17 protein-coding genes and 6 tRNA genes are annotated in these 17,908 nt (G+C 45.8%); 7 read left to right on the top strand and 16 right to left on the bottom strand.

Translation table 11 applies throughout. The annotated features are described in order from the left end of the window. Nucleotides 1-409 precede the first annotated feature (409 nt). The 7 genes from SHEWMR4_RS08295 to SHEWMR4_RS08265 all read right to left on the bottom strand — a co-directional run bounded on the left by SHEWMR4_RS08295 (nt 410) and on the right by SHEWMR4_RS08265 (nt 6,732). A complete protein-coding gene (locus SHEWMR4_RS08295; protein ID WP_011622343.1) occupies nt 410-766 on the bottom strand; it encodes a DUF3802 family protein in 357 nt (118 codons plus the stop codon). A 160-nt stretch (nt 767-926) separates the two neighbouring features. Further along, nucleotides 927-1,502 carry a YceI family protein gene (locus SHEWMR4_RS08290; protein WP_011622342.1) on the bottom strand — a complete coding sequence of 192 codons (576 nt, stop codon included), beginning with the start codon at nt 1,500-1,502 and terminating at the stop codon, nt 927-929. A gap of 152 nt (nt 1,503-1,654) precedes the next feature. Beyond that, nucleotides 1,655-2,107, bottom strand: a complete 453-nt coding sequence (locus SHEWMR4_RS08285; protein ID WP_011622341.1) for a YaiI/YqxD family protein — start codon at nt 2,105-2,107, stop codon at nt 1,655-1,657. Nucleotides 2,108-2,127: 20 nt separating this feature from the next. Continuing rightward, entirely contained in the window at nt 2,128-2,766 is a 639-nt protein-coding gene (pdxH, locus tag SHEWMR4_RS08280; RefSeq protein WP_011622340.1) for a pyridoxamine 5'-phosphate oxidase, read from the bottom strand. 220 nt (nt 2,767-2,986) lie between these two features. Then, nucleotides 2,987-3,922, bottom strand: coding sequence for an adenosylmethionine decarboxylase (locus SHEWMR4_RS08275; protein WP_011622339.1), 936 nt, complete (start codon nt 3,920-3,922; stop codon nt 2,987-2,989). Between the two features lie 281 nt (nt 3,923-4,203). Then, complete coding sequence (gene speA / locus SHEWMR4_RS08270) at nt 4,204-6,117, bottom strand: biosynthetic arginine decarboxylase (protein WP_011622338.1); 1,914 nt, start codon at nt 6,115-6,117, stop codon at nt 4,204-4,206. Nucleotides 6,118-6,579: 462 nt separating this feature from the next. Further along, entirely contained in the window at nt 6,580-6,732 is a 153-nt protein-coding gene (locus SHEWMR4_RS08265) for a hypothetical protein (RefSeq protein WP_011622337.1), read from the bottom strand. 476 nt (nt 6,733-7,208) lie between these two features. On the opposite strand from SHEWMR4_RS08265, the gene SHEWMR4_RS08260 reads away from it, so the two are divergent. The 7 genes from SHEWMR4_RS08260 (at nt 7,209) to SHEWMR4_RS08230 (ending at nt 12,259) form a co-directional block, all read left to right on the top strand. After that, nucleotides 7,209-8,048 (top strand): S1 RNA-binding domain-containing protein, encoded by an 840-nt coding sequence (locus SHEWMR4_RS08260; RefSeq protein ID WP_011622336.1) that lies wholly within the window; start codon nt 7,209-7,211, stop codon nt 8,046-8,048. A gap of 166 nt (nt 8,049-8,214) precedes the next feature. Next, nucleotides 8,215-8,883: a YceH family protein gene (locus SHEWMR4_RS08255; RefSeq protein WP_011622335.1), complete on the top strand. Its 669-nt coding sequence runs from the start codon at nt 8,215-8,217 to the stop codon at nt 8,881-8,883. A 93-nt stretch (nt 8,884-8,976) separates the two neighbouring features. After that, entirely contained in the window at nt 8,977-9,807 is an 831-nt protein-coding gene (locus tag SHEWMR4_RS08250; protein WP_011622334.1) for an ABC transporter permease subunit, read from the top strand. Then, nucleotides 9,804-10,712 (top strand): ABC transporter ATP-binding protein, encoded by a 909-nt coding sequence (locus tag SHEWMR4_RS08245; protein WP_011622333.1) that lies wholly within the window; start codon nt 9,804-9,806, stop codon nt 10,710-10,712. Before SHEWMR4_RS08250 ends, SHEWMR4_RS08245 begins: the two co-directional genes overlap by 4 nt. 301 nt (nt 10,713-11,013) lie before the next feature. Next, a complete protein-coding gene (locus SHEWMR4_RS08240; RefSeq protein WP_041408748.1) occupies nt 11,014-11,256 on the top strand; it encodes a hypothetical protein in 243 nt (80 codons plus the stop codon). A gap of 74 nt (nt 11,257-11,330) precedes the next feature. Continuing rightward, complete coding sequence (locus SHEWMR4_RS08235) at nt 11,331-11,876, top strand: PIN domain-containing protein (protein WP_011622332.1); 546 nt, start codon at nt 11,331-11,333, stop codon at nt 11,874-11,876. 107 nt (nt 11,877-11,983) lie between these two features. Further along, nucleotides 11,984-12,259, top strand: a complete 276-nt coding sequence (locus SHEWMR4_RS08230; protein WP_011622331.1) for an HU family DNA-binding protein — start codon at nt 11,984-11,986, stop codon at nt 12,257-12,259. 333 nt (nt 12,260-12,592) lie between these two features. Here SHEWMR4_RS08230 and SHEWMR4_RS08225 read toward each other — a convergent pair. The 9 genes from SHEWMR4_RS08225 to SHEWMR4_RS08180 all read right to left on the bottom strand — a co-directional run bounded on the left by SHEWMR4_RS08225 (nt 12,593) and on the right by SHEWMR4_RS08180 (nt 17,835). After that, nucleotides 12,593-12,679, bottom strand: a tRNA-Leu gene (locus SHEWMR4_RS08225). A 130-nt stretch (nt 12,680-12,809) separates the two neighbouring features. After that, a tRNA-Leu gene (locus SHEWMR4_RS08220) sits at nt 12,810-12,896 on the bottom strand. Nucleotides 12,897-12,944: 48 nt separating this feature from the next. Continuing rightward, a tRNA-Cys gene (locus SHEWMR4_RS08215) sits at nt 12,945-13,018 on the bottom strand. A gap of 21 nt (nt 13,019-13,039) precedes the next feature. After that, nucleotides 13,040-13,115 (bottom strand) — tRNA-Gly (locus tag SHEWMR4_RS08210). A 143-nt stretch (nt 13,116-13,258) separates the two neighbouring features. After that, a complete protein-coding gene (gene pgsA / locus SHEWMR4_RS08205; RefSeq protein WP_011622330.1) occupies nt 13,259-13,807 on the bottom strand; it encodes a CDP-diacylglycerol--glycerol-3-phosphate 3-phosphatidyltransferase in 549 nt (182 codons plus the stop codon). 47 nt (nt 13,808-13,854) lie between these two features. Next, nucleotides 13,855-15,684 (bottom strand): excinuclease ABC subunit UvrC, encoded by a 1,830-nt coding sequence (gene uvrC, locus SHEWMR4_RS08200; RefSeq protein ID WP_011622329.1) that lies wholly within the window; start codon nt 15,682-15,684, stop codon nt 13,855-13,857. Nucleotides 15,685-15,793: 109 nt separating this feature from the next. Then, the gene (uvrY, locus tag SHEWMR4_RS08195; RefSeq protein ID WP_011622328.1) at nt 15,794-16,438 is read right to left on the bottom strand and encodes a UvrY/SirA/GacA family response regulator transcription factor; all 645 of its coding nucleotides are present in this window, start codon (nt 16,436-16,438) and stop codon (nt 15,794-15,796) included. A gap of 419 nt (nt 16,439-16,857) precedes the next feature. Then, a tRNA-Ser gene (locus tag SHEWMR4_RS08185) sits at nt 16,858-16,948 on the bottom strand. 796 nt (nt 16,949-17,744) lie between these two features. Continuing rightward, a tRNA-Ser gene (locus tag SHEWMR4_RS08180) sits at nt 17,745-17,835 on the bottom strand. Nucleotides 17,836-17,908: the final 73 nt, after the last annotated feature.

The raw sequence follows: 17,908 nt of genomic DNA, 5'->3' as shown, positions 1-17,908 counted from the left end.
ATACCCTGTAAATGAAGATGCTTAAAAAACGAGGATTATTTTACTCAATCTAAGCGTTTAAAGTGGCGCAAAAATGCAAACAGGCTATTACCTCACAACGTGTAAGCTTGCTCGATAGACGCCAAAAGGCCTGCGCCCAACAGCCAACACGTTAACCCTAAGTGAACCAACGGATTGTGTAGCATTGAAGTACAAACTAGGGATAACAACTGCGTCGTTAAACGTTTGCCATAAACATGGACAGGATCAGAGCGGCTCAAACGGCAAGGCCATCATTGAAAACCAACAAGAGAGGCTGAAGTTAAATAACTAAATATGGTCACTAAATCTAAGAGTAAAGTCGAGGCGTTACGCAATAGCGATAGGACTCACCCAAGAATAGAGGCGAATCCTATGGTGCAGCAAAGTATTAAGCATGCACTTGGATTTTCGCGATTTCTTGATCGAATAAATTCTTGATTAGGCCTGAAAACTCAGTGATGAACAGGGTCTGCTCTGGCGTAGCCTTATGATTCGCGACTGAGGCTAAGATCTCTTCGAGATCGTACACAATCGCATCGACCTCACGGATAATGGTATTACGTTCGGCGAAAGAGAGGGAAGGATTTTGCCCACAAACCATAATAATCTGCGCGGATAATTGTTCTTCGAACAACTCCATCACGGTATCGTCGGACACATTTTGGGTATCGGGTGTTTCGAACAAGCCAAGATGCTCAGTCAAATACTGGATCAAATGCATGTAACCGTCTTTATCTGTGACCATTTTTTACCCTTAACACACCAAAATCTATCGTCAGAGACGACACTGAAAAAACAAAACCCACATCTAAAGTGGTCGATATAAAGATTTGCACGCCAGCCACTCGCTAACCATATCTCGAACAGGAGAGCTGACGTATTGATCTAAGCCAAAATTATCGCTGTTACTTTGTTAAGGTTAGTACAAACGACACTGGAACGGCTTGGCTAATACTAGATAAACCTGCAATATCACGCAATTTATCCACACCCGAGACCAAGTCAAACTCATTGGCATTGACAATTATCGGCTGAAAACTGCTAACCATCAGTTTATTATCAGATACTTTGGTTAAAATTACCGAAAAAGTTTTCGTTTGCTGTTTTCCATGCAGGGAAATTTTCCCATCGATGTCAGCAACCTTAGACTCACCCACGGCAAACTCTTTGAGCATCTTAGTATCCACCTGCGCGCTCAATTTCAGCTCAGGATATAAGGACACTTCAAACAACAGGTTTTGCATACGCTCATCGCGCACATCGATACCAGTCGCCACACTCATCAGTGGAATGCTTAGCTCAAATTGACCATTATCCTTAAGGACACCATTGAGTTGCTTAAAGTGATGAACTTCAGCGATATCACCCTTTTTTACCGACACGAAGCTGACTCGAGAGTCCTGCTCCATCACTTGCCACTGGGCTGCACAACTAAAACTAACCAGCGTCGATAATGCTGCGATTCCTATCCATTTTTTCATCGTATCCATCCTCAATCAGTGAGTGTTAAGGCCTAGCTGTCACCCTCTCGCACTTGAGTAACCGCTGTTATTACTTAGACAATTTGTGACAAAGATCACCTAAGTCTCGCTAAAGATACTCTTTTTCTTGATTAGCGACCAGTGAACTATCGTTAAACTCGCACCAGCCACTTATCTAAACTATTGGCAAAAGCCTGTTTATCCGCCGCCGATAAGGCATCAGGACCACCGGTATGCACACCTGATGAACGTAAATCTTCCATAAAATCGCGCATCGTCAGTTTTTGGCGAATATTGTCAGTGGTGTAGAGCTCACCGCGGGGATTAAGCGCCAGCGCACCCTTTTCAATCACTTGCGCCGCCAACGGGATATCGGCGGTGATCACTAAATGCGTAGCCTCAACATGGTCGACAATGTATTGATCTGCCACATCAAAACCTGAGCCGACACGCACTTGGCTGATATAAGGCGATGGTGGCACCCGCAGCATTTGGTTCGCCACCAGCACTAGCGGCAGCGACTTACGTTCTGCCGCGCGAAATAAAATCTCTTTAATCGGGTTTGGGCAGGCATCGGCATCGACCCAAATCTTATACTGTCCCACGCTTACGCTCCTAAAGACCATTAAGGTGCTAAACGGTCAATGACCCATTCATCCGCTTGGCGAGTGTAGAGGAAACGATCGTGCAGCCTGTGCTCCCCGCCCTGCCAAAACTCGATACTCGAGGGTTTAACTAAGTAGCCGCCCCAAAAGCTCGGTAAGGGCACATCGCCCTTGGCAAATTTGGCTTTCATTTCAAAGAACTTACCTTCGAGTACTTGTCGCGCGCTCAGTTTGCTCGACTGCTGTGACACCCAAGCGGCTATCTGGCTATCCTTAGGACGGGTCATAAAGTATTTCAGCACTTCGGCGGTAGAGAGTGGCTGCGCCTCACCGAGAATCGATACTTGGCGTTCAATCGGATGCCAAGGAAAATGCAGACTCACCTTATTATTGGCTGCGATCTGCTGCGCTTTTCGGCTACCTAGGTTAGTGAAGAACACAAATCCCGAGTCATCGAAGCGCTTTAACAGCACAATTCGCTGATAGGGCTGACCATGCTCATCGACGGTGGCAACACACATCGCCGTGGGATCGCTCAGCTCAGCATCGCGAGCTTGCGTCATCCATAACTCGAATAGCTGCATGGGATTTTGTGGTAAATCGGCGCGTCTTAGACCGCCTTTGGTGTATTCGCGGCGAATATCACTGAGATCTGTCATAGGGTTTCCTTTTACAAGCGCACAATGATTGCCATCGGTGCAATCCGCTGATAATGCAAGTTTACCATGCCTTACTCGCAATTCGCTGCTCTGTTATTACGCCGTCAATAAAAAAGCCAGGGCCGTTAACCTTAGCTTTTTTATTGATAATCCAGCGCTTAAAACCTCAATGAATCTCAAGAGTCAGGCAGCGCAGGCAAAGACTCCACAGGGCTTAAGACTAGATAAACTCAGGTTGCAGTATTTGGGGTTCAAGCTGCTGATAGTGACGGAAGGAAATCTGACTACCCGACCCAGTTGTCACTAAACCTTGACCTAAGCAAATATGCGCAGGAAATCCCGCCGTATTGATAGGCTGATTAAAATTAATCAAATCCCAACTGATTGGGGAGAATAAATCCAGCAATCGCGCCACGACTGGATGGGGATAAACGGCTAAATCCAGATTAGTCTCAAAACTGACATAGGAATTATCCCCTTGTCCCATCGATGGTGTGATATGCAAGGTAAAATAGTCAGCACCTCGTATCGCATTCAACGAAAACCCGGCAGGCTGAAAACAATGCATATCTAGCTGAAAATCGCCGAAAAGTTGTTGCAAGCCAAGCTGCAGATAAATCCCATGCTCGGTTTGTGTTGGCAACTTGAGATACTCGGCAAGCTCGCCACGGATGTGGTACATCATCAGTTCAAGGCTGGTTTCGCTTGAGGAAACCGATTGATTTTCGGCGCAAAACACATAGTGATGGTGTGAATCCAAATGACCCATTCGAAAGGCTTCGCCAGGGATCAAGAGTCGCAATTTAGCAATATCGTCAGCAAAGCTGGTGCTTTGTAACTGGGCTTGGTACTCATTCTTGCGCTGATAGCAGAGCGCGGCGATGTGCTCAGCCCCTAAGGCGTTAATAAAGTAGCAGGCCGCCTCAATCAGGGTGCTATTGCCGCAGGTAAGGATCAGAATTTTATAGTCCCAGACGAACAGGCTCGATTCACTCAGCAGATAGGCATCGCAGGCATGATTACTGCTTGTTGAGAGGATTTCTGCATTCGCACAGGCCACCAGCGTCGACCAAAAGCCATACTCCCGCAGGCGTAGTGATGCCAGCTTGGGTGTGAGCCTGATCTCAAGCTTTTTTTCCGCGCCTTCAAAAAACATCAAGCCGTTAGCCTCATCTTATCCCTGTGTATGGGCATCTATTGGTATAACAGACATTAATGGCTCACCATCAACGCTGACTTAAGTGAACGCACGCATTTTAATACTGATAACCCATCAATTTCGCGCAGCTATTTTTACACGACTGACGCCGCAATAAAACTACCGTGCTTGCTTTTACAAGGTGACAGCCATGCAACTCGCGAGCAAAAAACAACGGGCTATAAAAAACAAAAGTCAGCCTAAGTTACCCTAGGCTGACTTTTTTAACACACTCAATATTAAGAAAAATCTTCTAAATAAGTGTAACCTTTTAGGCCCACTTGTAATTCTTCTAAAATTTGCGCGCGTTCTTCTTCAACAATATGCTGGTTCACTAACTCTTCGTAGGTGCGCATAAAGTCGACCGCATCTAAGTTAACATAACGAAGTACGTCAGCGACTGTGTCACCGGCAAGTACCGACTCAATATTAGTCATACCGTTTTCTTCGATGCTGACCACCGCAGAGTTAGTATCACCAAACAGGTTGTGCATATCGCCTAAAATTTCCTGATATGCGCCCACCATAAAGAAGCCCATCAAGTAAGGGCTCTCTGCGCTCCAAGCCGGAACTGGCAGCGTGGTTTCAATCCCTTGACCGTCTACGTATTGGTCAACAATACCGTCAGAGTCACAGGTAATGTCCAACATAACAGCGCGGCGCTCTGGCGCTTTGTCTAAACCTGACAGCGGCAGTACAGGGAACACCTGATCGATACCCCAAGCATCCGGTAACGATTGGAATAGTGAGAAGTTAACGAAGAACTTATCGGCTAACTTTTCGTTTAACTCATCGATGATCGGTCTGTGGTAACGGTTTTTGGTGCTTAACAAACCTTGCACTTCGTGACAAACACGCAGGTTTGCCTGTTCAGCCCACGCACGCTCCGCCAAGCTTAATTGACCCAAGGCAAACAGTGATTGCGCTTCTTGCAAGTCGCTTTGGCTATCGTGGTAAATCTCAATCAGTGCACGTTGATCAGCGCGGCCGCTCAACTCAGTCCACGATTGCCACATGTTGTGCAGCAGTTGTGGCGATTCTTCCGCTGGCGGCTGGATATCTTCTACCTGATAGGCTTCAGTACCAATCACGTCGGTGATCAGCACTGCATGGTGCGCCGTTAAGTGACGGCCTGATTCTGAAATAATACGTGGCATAGGTTGCTCGTATTCATTACAGATATCGGTAAGCACGTTAACGATGTTATTGGCGTATTCGCTTAAGCCATAGTTCATTGAGTTGTTACTTTGGCTACGTGTGCCGTCGTAATCCACCGCTAAACCACCGCCGACGTCGAAGCAGTTGATGCTGGCGCCTAACTCGCGTAATTCACAGTAGAAACGCGCCGCTTCACTCACACCCTGACGAATATCGCGGATGTTCGCGATTTGCGAACCTAAGTGGAAGTGCAATAACTGCAGCGAATCCAACATGTCGTTTTCTTTTAACTGATCTACCACAGTTAAAATCTGCGCCGCAGATAAACCGAACTTAGACTTTTCGCCACCGCTGGCTTGCCACTTGCCTTTACCTTGGAATGCAAGGCGCGCACGTAGACCTAAGCGAGGTTTCACCCCTAAGCGCTTAGATTCGGCCAACACCATCTTCAGCTCAGACAGTTTTTCTAAAACGATGTAGACCTTATGGCCTAACTTTTCACCAATTAAGGCTAAACGGATGTATTCGTTATCTTTATAACCGTTACATACAATCACTGAACTGGCTTTTTGCGCCATGGCCAGTACGGCCATTAATTCTGGCTTACTGCCGGCTTCTAGGCCTAATTGTGGAACTTCTTTTGATGCTTGGCTCGCAAGGATCTCTTCTACCACAGTTTTTTGTTGGTTTACTTTAATGGGGTAAACCAGCAAATAGTCCGCCTGATACTCATATTTTTGTATCGCTTGGTCGAATGCTTGGCACAAACTGTTCACTCTGTGGTGCAGAATTTGCGGGAAACGAACTAATACAGGTAAAGCGACCCCCGCTTTAACCATGTCTTTTGCTAGCTCATTTAAGCCAATCTTGTGATCAGGATTCTTAGGATCCGGCGACACTGTCACCTCACCTTGGTCGCTGATCCCATAAAACCCTTGGCTCCAGTGGGTAACGTTGTACCCAGCACGAGCAGCATCAATAGACCAATCATTCATTTTTATTTAGCCCGTCTATAAAAAAATGGGTTAAACGGCCATTGCAATCTTGCACGACCGCCCGTTCGACAAACCCAGGTAAAACACAAGCTTACCTGAAATACAATTAGGATGAACTCACCCTGTTTAGTGCAGCAACATCAACCCAGCATAGGCGACATTGATGCGTTTTCCTTAACGCAGCCGGGGTAGACCCCAGATTCTTATTACACTGGCGATGGTAGGAGATTGCGTTCATATCACCCTTTATCGCCAAGGTTTCTCACCAATGGCATTAACCTTAGCGCGCTTTGAGGTTAAAAAACACCCAAAACCCTAACGTTAGGCGTTGCATCACAGCCGAAGCCCCAAAATTCATTAAAAAGGGGTTCAAGCATGTCTACAACAACAGGTAACACTAAAGGAACAACATTACATATTAAGCGGCCAGGCAAGACCGAGCGCACCTAATAACAGGCAAGATTATTGTAACAGGGGACTGTTGGCTTCTTCGCGGCCAGAATTGATACGGATTAACGTGAGATGTTTAAGGCTAGTATCGTCATAGGGCATAACGATTGAGCGCTGACATTGTGATGCTTTTAGGCAAAGAGCAAAAAATGGATGCTTGTGCATTAGCTAAACAATTCCTCTTAACCCCATGTAACTATTATAAATTGTACGTTACACGGTGAATGACCTGTGAACCATAAAACCATTACAACTCACGTAATATTTGTCATGTCTGTAACGAGCGAAGTCGTTAAACGGCGCAATTAAACCGCGCAATGTCACAGAATGCAAGCAAGAATCTCATTTAATATTTCCCATTAAAATATAACAAACACCACGTTAACAGGAGCGATAACAGCAGACGACGTTACTGCATATAAATTAATGGGTTAGTGAATAATCTTACTTTTATTACGTTCAATATTTTTTAATAGTGTTATTAAATAAATTGCTAATAATGATCCCGTTCAGCAATGATTTTTGATGCTCCCTGAGTCGTTGATCCCAAAGCGATTATCTAAAAGCCTAACTGGAAGCTGCTGTTTACGGATAAAGCGGTTATAATCAGCGCCGAATGACATCCTTAGATAGAGAGCTACATGATACAGATAGGAAAAACCTGCAAACTTGAGGTGGTAAAACAAGTCAGCTTCGGTGTGTATTTAAATGCCCACGAGTTTGGCCAAGTATTACTGCCCAACAAAGCCACCCCAAAAGATTGCCAAGTCGGTGACTGGCTAGAGGTATTTTTATATCTGGACTCTGAAGATATCGTCATTGCTACCACGCGCAAACCTTTGGCCCAAGTCGGTGAGTTTGCCTATTTAAAAGCGGTGGCAACGGGTCCTTACGGTGCATTTTTAGATTGGGGATTAGATAAAGATCTGTTGCTCCCCTTTGGCGAGCAGCACAAACCCATCGAAGAAGGCCGCTCTTACCTCGTTTACGTGCATGTTAACCGCGCGGATGAACGTATTGTCGCCTCATCAAAAATCGATAAGTTCCTCGATAAGACTCCAGCTCAGTACGAAGTGGGTCAACAGGTTGACTTGTATATCGGTGGCACCACAGATTTAGGCTACAAAGCCATTATTAACCATGCCCACTGGGGCGTGATTTACCAAAATGAAGTGTTCCAAAAGCTGCGTTTTGGTCAAAGAGTGAAAGGTTTTATCAAACAAGTTCGCCGCGATGGCAAAATCGATTTGGTCTTGCAGCAAGGCAGTAAGCAAGAGCTCGATAAGCACGCGCACATTATTTTGGTGAAACTCAAACAAGCTGGCGGTTTTTTACCCCTGACCGATAAAACCGATGCCGAAGTGATTTACGAGCAACTCGGCATGAGTAAAAAAGCCTTCAAAAAGAGCATCGGCGGTTTGTTTAAAGCTGGTAAGTTAAGCATCGATGACGATGGTTTACGCCTGACTGAAGCAGACTGATTTGGAAGAATAATCAACCGAATACGGGACTTAGCACTCTCTTGCCCCCATGTTCGTGCTTTATTTGTACAAATAGTTGGCCTTAAACCTCAGTTTACCGACAAGCGCTAGGATATTAAGCATGGCTCTGTTATAACAAAGCCATGCTTTTTTCTTTGGAGCTTATATGGAACTCACGTTACACGAAGCCAGAGTTATCGGTTGTCTACTTGAAAAAGAAGTCACCACCCCAGAGCAATACCCTCTTTCACTCAATGCCCTGACCCTCGCCTGTAATCAAAAAACCAGCCGCGATCCCGTACTGGACTTAAGCGAAGCGCTGGTTCAAGACGCCCTGGATTCATTGAATAAAAAGCGACTAATCAGCGAGCAATCCGGCTTTGGTAGCCGAGTCGTCAAATACAAGCACAGATTCTGCAACACCGAATTTAGCGAGTTACAACTTTCCAGCGCCGCTGTGGCGATTATCTGTTTGCTGTTGCTTCGCGGCCCACAAACGCCGGGCGAATTGCGTACCCGCAGCAACAGGTTGCATGACTTTAAAGATGTGCTTGAGGTTGAAGCCTGCATTAAGCAGCTGATGGAGCGAGATAAACCCGTGCTAGCGCAGTTACCACGGGAGCCGGGTAAGCGTGAATGCCGTTATGCAGAGCTGTTTTCCCAAGGCGCAGAGCAGATTAACGCCGCGTCATTATCCGCCGATTCGCCGAGCGCGGGCTCAAACTCACTTAACGCTCAAGATAGACAACAACTGGAAGCCAGAGTCACGCAGCTTGAAGAGCAAGTGGCTGAACTTAAAGATAAGTTAGACTCGCTTATCGCTTCTTTATCCTAACCGCGCCGCGGACGACTTTCGCGAGTGGTCATAGTCAATGACGATGACCACTCGGGTGAGAATCAGTCCGCCGACTCACTGACGAGACAGCGAATGACACCAAACGCTCCCAGTACATTCAACAACATGCTTTTGATCGCTGGCTTTGAATGTCGCAAATTTCTATTTAACCTTCGCGGAATTATCGCCCTTATCGCCTTTGCACTGGTGTGGGGGATTTTATTGCTCTATCCCATCCAAGGCGCTTCGACTTTATTGATGCAGCCCAATGTAAAAGATCTGATCGACGGTCTCTTGGGCAGCCAAGCACTAAACGTGCTGTTTGACTGGCCCGTGGCGGAAATGGCCATCTTCTGGTGCTTTGCGTTGTATCTGTTTCCAATGTTCAGTATTTTGATTGCCGCCGATCAGTTTTCCTCAGACAAAACCCGCGGCACATTGCGCTTCTATACCCTAAGAACCAGCAAAGACAGCCTACTCTTCGGCCGCTTTTTGGGGCAAATCTTGATCCAAGGTTTACTGATCTTATTGACCATCCTCGCCACCATAGCGCTGGCACTCACTCGCGACATCGGCTTGTTATTACCCGCATTAACGTCGGGTGCCTTGGTCGGCGTCAACTTGGTTATCGTGATTTTACCCTTTACCGCGGTCATGACCTTATTGTCCCTCTATGCCAATACGGCACGGCAAGCGATGGTTTTGGCCACTATATTGTGGACGGTCGTCTCGATTGCATTATTGATTTTGGGTAATCAATCCAGCTTATTTGAAGGCTTACAATGGATATTGCCGGGCGCTCAACTGTCGAACATGGTCAACACCAATGGACTCAATAGCTTTGCCTACGCGCCAATCCCCCTATTACAAACCGCATTCGCCCTCTTCCTTGGCCGCGTTTATATCCAAAGGAGTCAACTATGATCCTCATTCAATGCCAAGGACTGTCCAAACACTATGGCAGTAAAAAAGCGCTCAATAACGTTAACTTAACCCTCGAATCGGGAGCGCCCATCGCCTTGGTTGGCCCTAACGGTGCGGGTAAAACCACGCTATTTAGCCTGCTCTGTGGTTACCTCACCCCAAGCGCGGGCACGGTTCGTATTCTGGGAGAAGCACCAAATAGTCCAGCATTATTAGGACAAATTGCCGCCCTGCCACAGGATGCGACGCTCGATCCCAATTTAACCATTATCAGCCAGTTAAGCTTCTTCGCGCGCCTTCAAGGGATGGATAGCAAGCAGGCACATCAAGAAGCCCTACGAGTGCTGAATTTAGTGGACTTAGCCGAGGTGGCGCAGCAAAAGCCACCGAGCCTTAGCCATGGGATGAGTAAACGAGTCGCGATTGCCCAAGCCTTAATTGGCTCGCCTAAGTTGGTGTTGTTAGATGAACCAACCGCAGGACTCGATCCTGCCAATGCGAAGAAAATCCGTGAACTCGTCAGAACGCTGTCGCCCACAACCACCTTTGTGATCAGCTCACACAACTTGGAGGAACTCGAGAAGCTCTGTGACCAAGTGCTGTATCTAGATAAAGGTGAGCTGGGACAATCAATTTCGATGCGCTCATCCAATAGCGGCAGTGATTATCTCACCCTCACCATGGAAAGCTGCGACAGTGAAGCGCTGATCCAAGCCGTAGGCCAAATAGCCGGTGTAGTGAATATCACCTCAAAACAAGCCCATGTGTTTGTGATCCAATTGGATGACACTGTAAATCCACCTTATGAGTTTGAAACCGCCCTGCTCGCCCTATTTAAGCAGCAGCATTGGCAATATAAGATGCTACTGAAAGGACGTACATTGGAAGAAACGTTATTTTCTTAAGTGCTGCAATAAGTCCAACCATTATTCCTACGCTTAGCTCCACCTCTAACAGCGCCCGCAAGGGCGCTTAGCTAAAAACATTTTATATTTAACCTCCAGAATTTGCGTATGCCTTATATTTCCATTTCATTAAAAATAAACCCAAAGCCTCAATAAAGTTTGTACTTAAATCATTTAGCAAAATTTATAAGTTATGCTAGTTTATTTTGAGCAATCTGTATTTGTCGCCTTTAAACTGACACAAGATCTATGTTCAGCTGCTATCGATATAATTGGAATATTTCAATCATTAAGGAAACTAATGGCTACTAGAGAAAGCATGAAACAATGGATTGTAGAATATCTTAATTCCTCAGGAGGACGAGGCTCACCTCGTGATGTATCGAAGTATGTCTGGGAGAAATACGAATCTGAGCTAAAATCCTCTGGAGATCTGCTGTACACTTGGCAATATGATATCCGTTGGGCCGCTCAAAAGTTAAGAAATGAGGGGGTTCTGAAATCAGTTAATGGACGACGTGATTTACCTTGGGAGCTAAACTAAATATAAAACCTTGTTAACTCAAGTAGGCGTCATAACAGCAAGTGAAAAGATTACCGCATAAGGAGCAATACACAGTGAAGTGGGCATTTATTGACTATGAAAACGTCGGTAATTTAGAAAAAATCGACCTTTCTATATACCAAAAAATAATCATATTCCTTGGAGCAAAGCAACCCAAGATAGATTTTGGTGAAAAAAAGTATGACAAGCCACTTGAAATCATCGTTATTCAACTGAAAGCAACCCAGTCAAATAATCTAGACTTTCATCTCTCATATTATCTCGGATGTTATGAGAGCACAGCGAGTGAAAACGTAACCTTCGACATCATTTCAAACGATAATGGTTTTGCTCCACTTATCGCACATATAAAAGCAAATGGACGTATCTGTAAGCATATTAAGCTTGCAACAGTAGAAAATATCAGCGCAAAATTACTGCATAGTTTAACTTCGAAGCCAAAAGAGAAACGCCCGAAAAAAGTTGACTCCTTACGTAACCATATCGCTTCTCATATGGGGATTAAAGGTAATCAAATCGCAATCCAAGGCTACTTAAATCAATTGATTAATGACAAAGTGATTTCAGTGTCTGAAGATAAGGTAAGTTATCACCGCTAACCAATAAAGCAGCAGTTAAGCCGCTTTGGTAAACCTAGGCTTTCAATCTGATCCCGAGCTTGTTATAACTCCCCTTTCCTGCTCTTTCGCTGAATTCAGAGGTTTCAATGAACAAAGCACAACTTATCCAACGTATCGCCACTTCGCTTGAACAGTCCCAGGCCAGCACTAAACCTGTTGTCGAACAGATCCTACAACAGATCCATATCGCCTTAAGCGAAGGTGAAAAAGTCTTCCTGCCACAATTTGGCACCTTCGAATTACGTTATCATTTACCTAAATCGGGTCGAAACCCGCAAACTGGCGAGACAATTGAGATTGCAGGCTTTAACCAGCCAAGCTTTAAGGCCGCGACAGCGCTAAAACAAGCGATAAATGAGTAGTATTGCGGATGTGTAAAATTGCCTCGTGAAAACCACGGGGCTTTTTTATGGGACAAGGTTAACGACATCACTTTAGCAATAAGCCTTAGCGCTCAAACGCAGCCTACAACAGCTCAGTTTGATGCTATCAAGCTCAGTTTGGATAAATAAAGTTGAGAAATAAGTAGGTTATAAGGTAGGACTAACGCCTGAAACAAAAGTGGCAAGCGCGAAACTGTGGCTCTAGCGAAGAAGATAGAAACGGCACTTTAAACCAAAACCCAAAAATCAGAGCCGTAGATGCAAAAAAGCCCCGACTAATGTCGAGGCTTATTTACTATTCACTAAGAATAATGGTACCCGAGGCCAGACTTGAACTGGCACGCTGTTACCAGCGAGGGATTTTAAATCCCTTGTGTCTACCGATTCCACCACTCGGGCAAACTCTGAATATCGCAAGCATTGCTAATGATATTGTTAACTCTTTGCTTCGCTCTTCTACTTATATTTCAATGTATAGGAAACGAAGTTTAACGCTTCAACTCGCTTTGAGCTGTCACCATTATAATAATGGTACCCGAGGCCAGACTTGAACTGGCACGCTGTTACCAGCGAGGGATTTTAAATCCCTTGTGTCTACCGATTCCACCACTCGGGCAAACTCTTTATATTAACGACAGGAATCGTGTCATTAATATCTTAATTATGGAGGCGCGACCCGGAGTCGAACCGAGATCGACGGATTTGCAATCCGCAGCATAGCCATTCTGCCATCGCGCCATCTTTCCAATCCTTTTAGATTGGAGCGACATATCGGGTTCGAACCGATGACCTATACCTTGGCAAGGTATCGCTCTACCAACTGAGCTAATGTCGCATCATGTAGAGTTAAGATTTTGTTTTCACTTCGTCTCTCGTCTACGGGGAGGCATTCTACCTATTTACCATGCAGTGTCAACCGCTGTTTTATCGATAACTTACTGCTTGCGCACTAAATAATCTCTTTGATCTTTTATTGCGCTATTCGGCCGTTAAATCTTTCCAGGCGGCTAAAATGTAGCTCATCATTGACCAGAAGGTTAACACGGCAGCGATATATAACAGCACAAATGCGGCTTGGATCATTAGTGGGTTGTATTGCCAGATCAGGCCAATAATCGCCACCATCTGCGCCGCCGTTTTATATTTGCCGATCCAAGAAACCGCAACCGTCCCGCGCTTACCTAATTCAGCCATCCATTCACGCAGCGCTGAAATTACAATTTCACGACCAATCATAAACAGTGCCGGCAACGTTAACCAAATATCGGCATATTGATCAACTAATAACACGAGCGCGGTGATCACCATCAGTTTATCGGCAACCGGATCAAGAAAGGCACCAAAACGCGTGAGTTGCTTGAGCTTACGGGCGGCATAGCCATCCAAGGCATCGGTAATAGCGGCGAGCCAAAACACAAAAGCAGCAACGAAGGGAGTCCAACTGTACGGCAGATAAAAGAGCACCACGAAGATGGGCAGTAAAAAAAGCCTGAAAAGGGTTAATGCTATAGGTAAGTTAAACGGCATGATCGAACCAGTTAGTCAAAAGCAGCGCCAATCTTGCCTTAAATTTATCACCCTCGCAATGCATCATGAATGGTTTGTGCCATTTCTATGCTAATACCAGGCACTTTCGCTAATTCGGCCACACTCGCGCCCTTCACTTCCTGTAAACCACCAAGATGTTGCAATAACGCCTTGCGCCGCTTAGGACCAATGCCGGGAATGGATTCGAGCGTCGAGGTGTTACGGGTTTTCTGGCGCCGATTGCGATGGCCTGTAATCGCAAAGCGGTGAGACTCATCGCGAATATGTTGAATAAGGTGCAGCGCTGGCGAGTCATCTTCAAGGGAAAAGCTACTTTCAGTATCGCCAAAGATTAAGGTTTCAAGCCCAGGTTTACGGCTCTCTCCCTTTGCCACCCCAATCAGTTGCGGCGCTTTATCTAAATTGACGAATTTCTCATCCACTATTTGCTGCGCGATACGCAGCTGACCCAAACCACCGTCGATAAATAAGATGTCAGGAATTTTGCCGCTGGCATCGATTTTATCAAATCGACGACTAATGGCTTGTTTCATCGCGGCATAATCATCGCCGGGCGTAATGCCTTCGATATTGTAACGTCGGTATTCGGCCTTATGTGGCCCCTCGCGGTTAAACACCACGCAAGAGGCTACCGTACTCTCCCCCATGGTATGGCTGATATCGAAACACTCCATGCGCTGGATCGGCGCATTGAGTTCGAGAATCTCCTCCAACAAGACAAAACGTTGTTCAACGGTGTTTTTATGGGACAGACGCGTCATCACCGCATTGGTGGCATTAGTTAGCGCAAGGCGCAAAAAGCTTGCCCTATCGGCGCGCACATTGGTTTTGATGCTGAACTTTTTGTTTAACGCCTCAGAGACGGCCGCCTCTAGCTCATGCAATTCTTCAAAGTGATGGCTTATCACCACTTCCTTAGGAATGGTGCGTTGAATATCGGCATTTAAATAAAACTGTAGCAGGAAGGAACGTAAGACTTCTTCAATATCCGTTTGCGCGGGCACCGTTGGATAATAGCTGCGGCTACCAAAAATTTTACCTTCGCGGATAAATAACAGGTGAAAACAAGCGATGCCCGAGGCGTAATGCACGCCGATAACATCCATATCCCCGGTATTGCCCGAGACTTCTTGCTGCTCGGCCACGCGGCGCAGCGCCATAATTTGATCGCGAAAGCGCGCGGCTTGCTCATAGGCTTGCTGCTCGGCGGCCTCTTCCATCTTAGCCACGAGCTCACTGATAACTTGCTTATCTTTTCCCTTTAGGAACAAACTGGCGAGTTTAACCTGCTCATCATACTCCGCATTACTGACCTTACCGACGCAAGGCGCGCTGCAACGGGATAACTGGTATTGCAGGCAGGGACGAGTGCGGGATTTATAATAGAGATCATCACACTGGCGAATAGGAAACAGCTTTTGCATCAAGTGCAAACTTTCGCGCACCGCGCCGCCATTGGGATAAGGCCCAAAGTAATAGCCCTTCTCCCGCTGCGGCCCGCGATGGTATGCAAGGCGTGGATGCTCGTGTTGACTCAAGAAAATATAAGGGTATGACTTATCGTCCCGCAGTAACACATTGTATTTGGGCATGTACTGCTTGATATAGTCATTTTCAAGCAGCAGCGCATCGGTCTCACTGTGGGTCAGCGTCACATCGATATGATGGATATGGGACACCAGCGCCTGGGTTTTCACATTCCCAAGGTTTTTACGAAAATAGGAGGATAAGCGCTTCTTAAGATCTTTAGCTTTACCCACATAGATGACGTCACCTTTGACGTCATACATGCGATAAACCCCTGCAGAGGATGAAACTGTGCGTAAAAAACTCTGGGCGTTAAAACCTGTCGACATCGTTATACACCCACTCTTTTACTCACCGTCTTCAACACAATTTGATAAATCGTCTTCACACTCACAACTAACACTTAATTAATGCTAGAACCATTGACACAAGCAGCCATTAGAAATGGCCTGCATCTAACATTTTATAGCGGATCGCTAAACGGGTCAGCTCCACATCGCCACTGATCCCAAGCTTCGCAAACAAGCGATAACGGTAACTGTTAACGGTTTTTGGGCTTAAGTTGAGCTGCTCCGAAATATCATTGACCTTTTCACCATTGGTGATCATCAACATAATTTGCAGCTCACGTTCGGACAAGGCTTTAAACGGATTCTCATCGGCAGGGTTGAATTGGCTCAATGCCATTTGTTGAGCAATTTCTGGGGATAGATAGCGCTGCCCACGGGAAACCTGACGTATCGCTTGCAATACCTCAGGTGGCGTTGCCCCTTTGGTTAAATAACCAGACGCGCCCGCCTGCATCACTTTACTGGGGAAAGGATCTTCAGTATGCACCGTTAATACAATAATCTTGGCATGGGGCTGATAACGTAAAATCTTACGTGTGGCTTCGAGCCCGCCCATCCCAGGCATATTCATGTCCATTAAGATGACATCGGCTTCATTTTGTCTCGCCCACTGTACCGCGGTCTCGCCATCTGGCGCTTCTCCCACGACTTTGATCCCACGTTCATCTTCTAAGATGCGGCGGATCCCAGTTCTTACAAGCTCATGGTCGTCAACTAAATATATCGATATCAACTTTTATCCACCTTTAACCAATGTCGACTAACACAGTGTAGTCAAATCAGAATACCGCAACCGGAATATAGGTTATCAGGGTAATTTAGCCCAACAATGGCATTTCGCAAAGCATAAAATGAATATTGTTAACTAGATGATATTTAAAGGAACAACTGACACATAGCCCCAGTTTGAAACTCGCGTATAAGCCGCTGAAGATTTAGGTATTCGCGGCAATTTACCAAGGCAAAGCTCAACGCGACGAGTTTTAAACCCTGAGAATGGAAGACTAAAATGTAAAAGACAAAGAATAGTTTAGCGGTCTTTGGATTGCATTTGACGAAGGAGCTGCGCTTAACATGAGGAACCCTAGGGTTCAACTTCCGGAATGCCAAAAACAAAAAAGCCATCATTGCTGATGGCTTTTCCGTAGAATATGGCGGAGGAGCAGGGATTTGAACCCTGGGTGGGCTATAAACCCACGCCGGTTTTCAAGACCGGTGCATTAAACCACTCTGCCACCCCTCCGAACGAGCGAGATAATAGCTATCTCCCCTCGGGTTGTAAACCTAAATTTATTATTAATTGAATTGATTGGCGATTTGATATGCAGTCGTCGATAAAACCATCGAATAACGTCTAATCTTCACCCAAAAGTCCCTGTATTCACACTTAAGGTGGCACTTATGGCTACTGAGGCGCAAACAGGCTGCGTTCAATAAACTCGCCCTCTTAACTCGACAGCCCCTTAAAGTAGCCACTTTATATAGCCGAAATAGGCATTTAATAAAAAGTCGCGCGAATCAAAGCGCAATATGCGTGTGAAAGCAAATTGGCTATGTAGATGCCTGCACTCATAAGTAGTTAAAAAGGTGGGAAGAAACCCTCAAGGCAAATACGAGTTTGCTTAAGCAAATGAACATTAACTATAGCAAATAGGTATTCGTATCGCCCAAGCGAGTCCGAGTACCCCCCATCTGCCAAACAACACTGAGTTGATAGGGCGGGCTCTATTCAGATAACTCTCAAATGCAGAAAAAAAAGCTGACAAGGTTCGTATGCAGAACCTAGGTTTAAATTCTATAAACAAAAACACCATCACCGCTGATGGCATTAAGTGGAAGATGGTGGAGGAGCTGCGCTAAGAATGAGGAACCCAAGGGTTCAACTTCCTAAATTACAGAAACAAAAAAACCATCATCGCCGATGGCATTTCGTGAAATATGGCCGAGGAGCGGCGCTAAGAATGAGGAACCCTAGGGTTCAACTTCCTAAATTGCAGAAACAAAAAAGCCATCATTGCTGATGGCTTTTCCGTAAAATATGGCGGAGGAGCAGGGATTTGAACCCTGGGTGGGCTATAAACCCACGCCGGTTTTCAAGACCGGTGCATTAAACCACTCTGCCACCCCTCCGAATGGCGCAAATAATATAAGCATCATCGGTGCTTGTAAACAGCAATTTTTCAATATTGTGTCAAATGCTCAT

This window comes from Shewanella sp. MR-4, from assembly GCF_000014685.1.
Classification (GTDB): Bacteria; Pseudomonadota; Gammaproteobacteria; order Enterobacterales; family Shewanellaceae; genus Shewanella.
The sequence above is the reverse complement of the archived record's forward strand: the minus strand, read 5'-3'. Positions and strand labels throughout refer to the sequence as shown.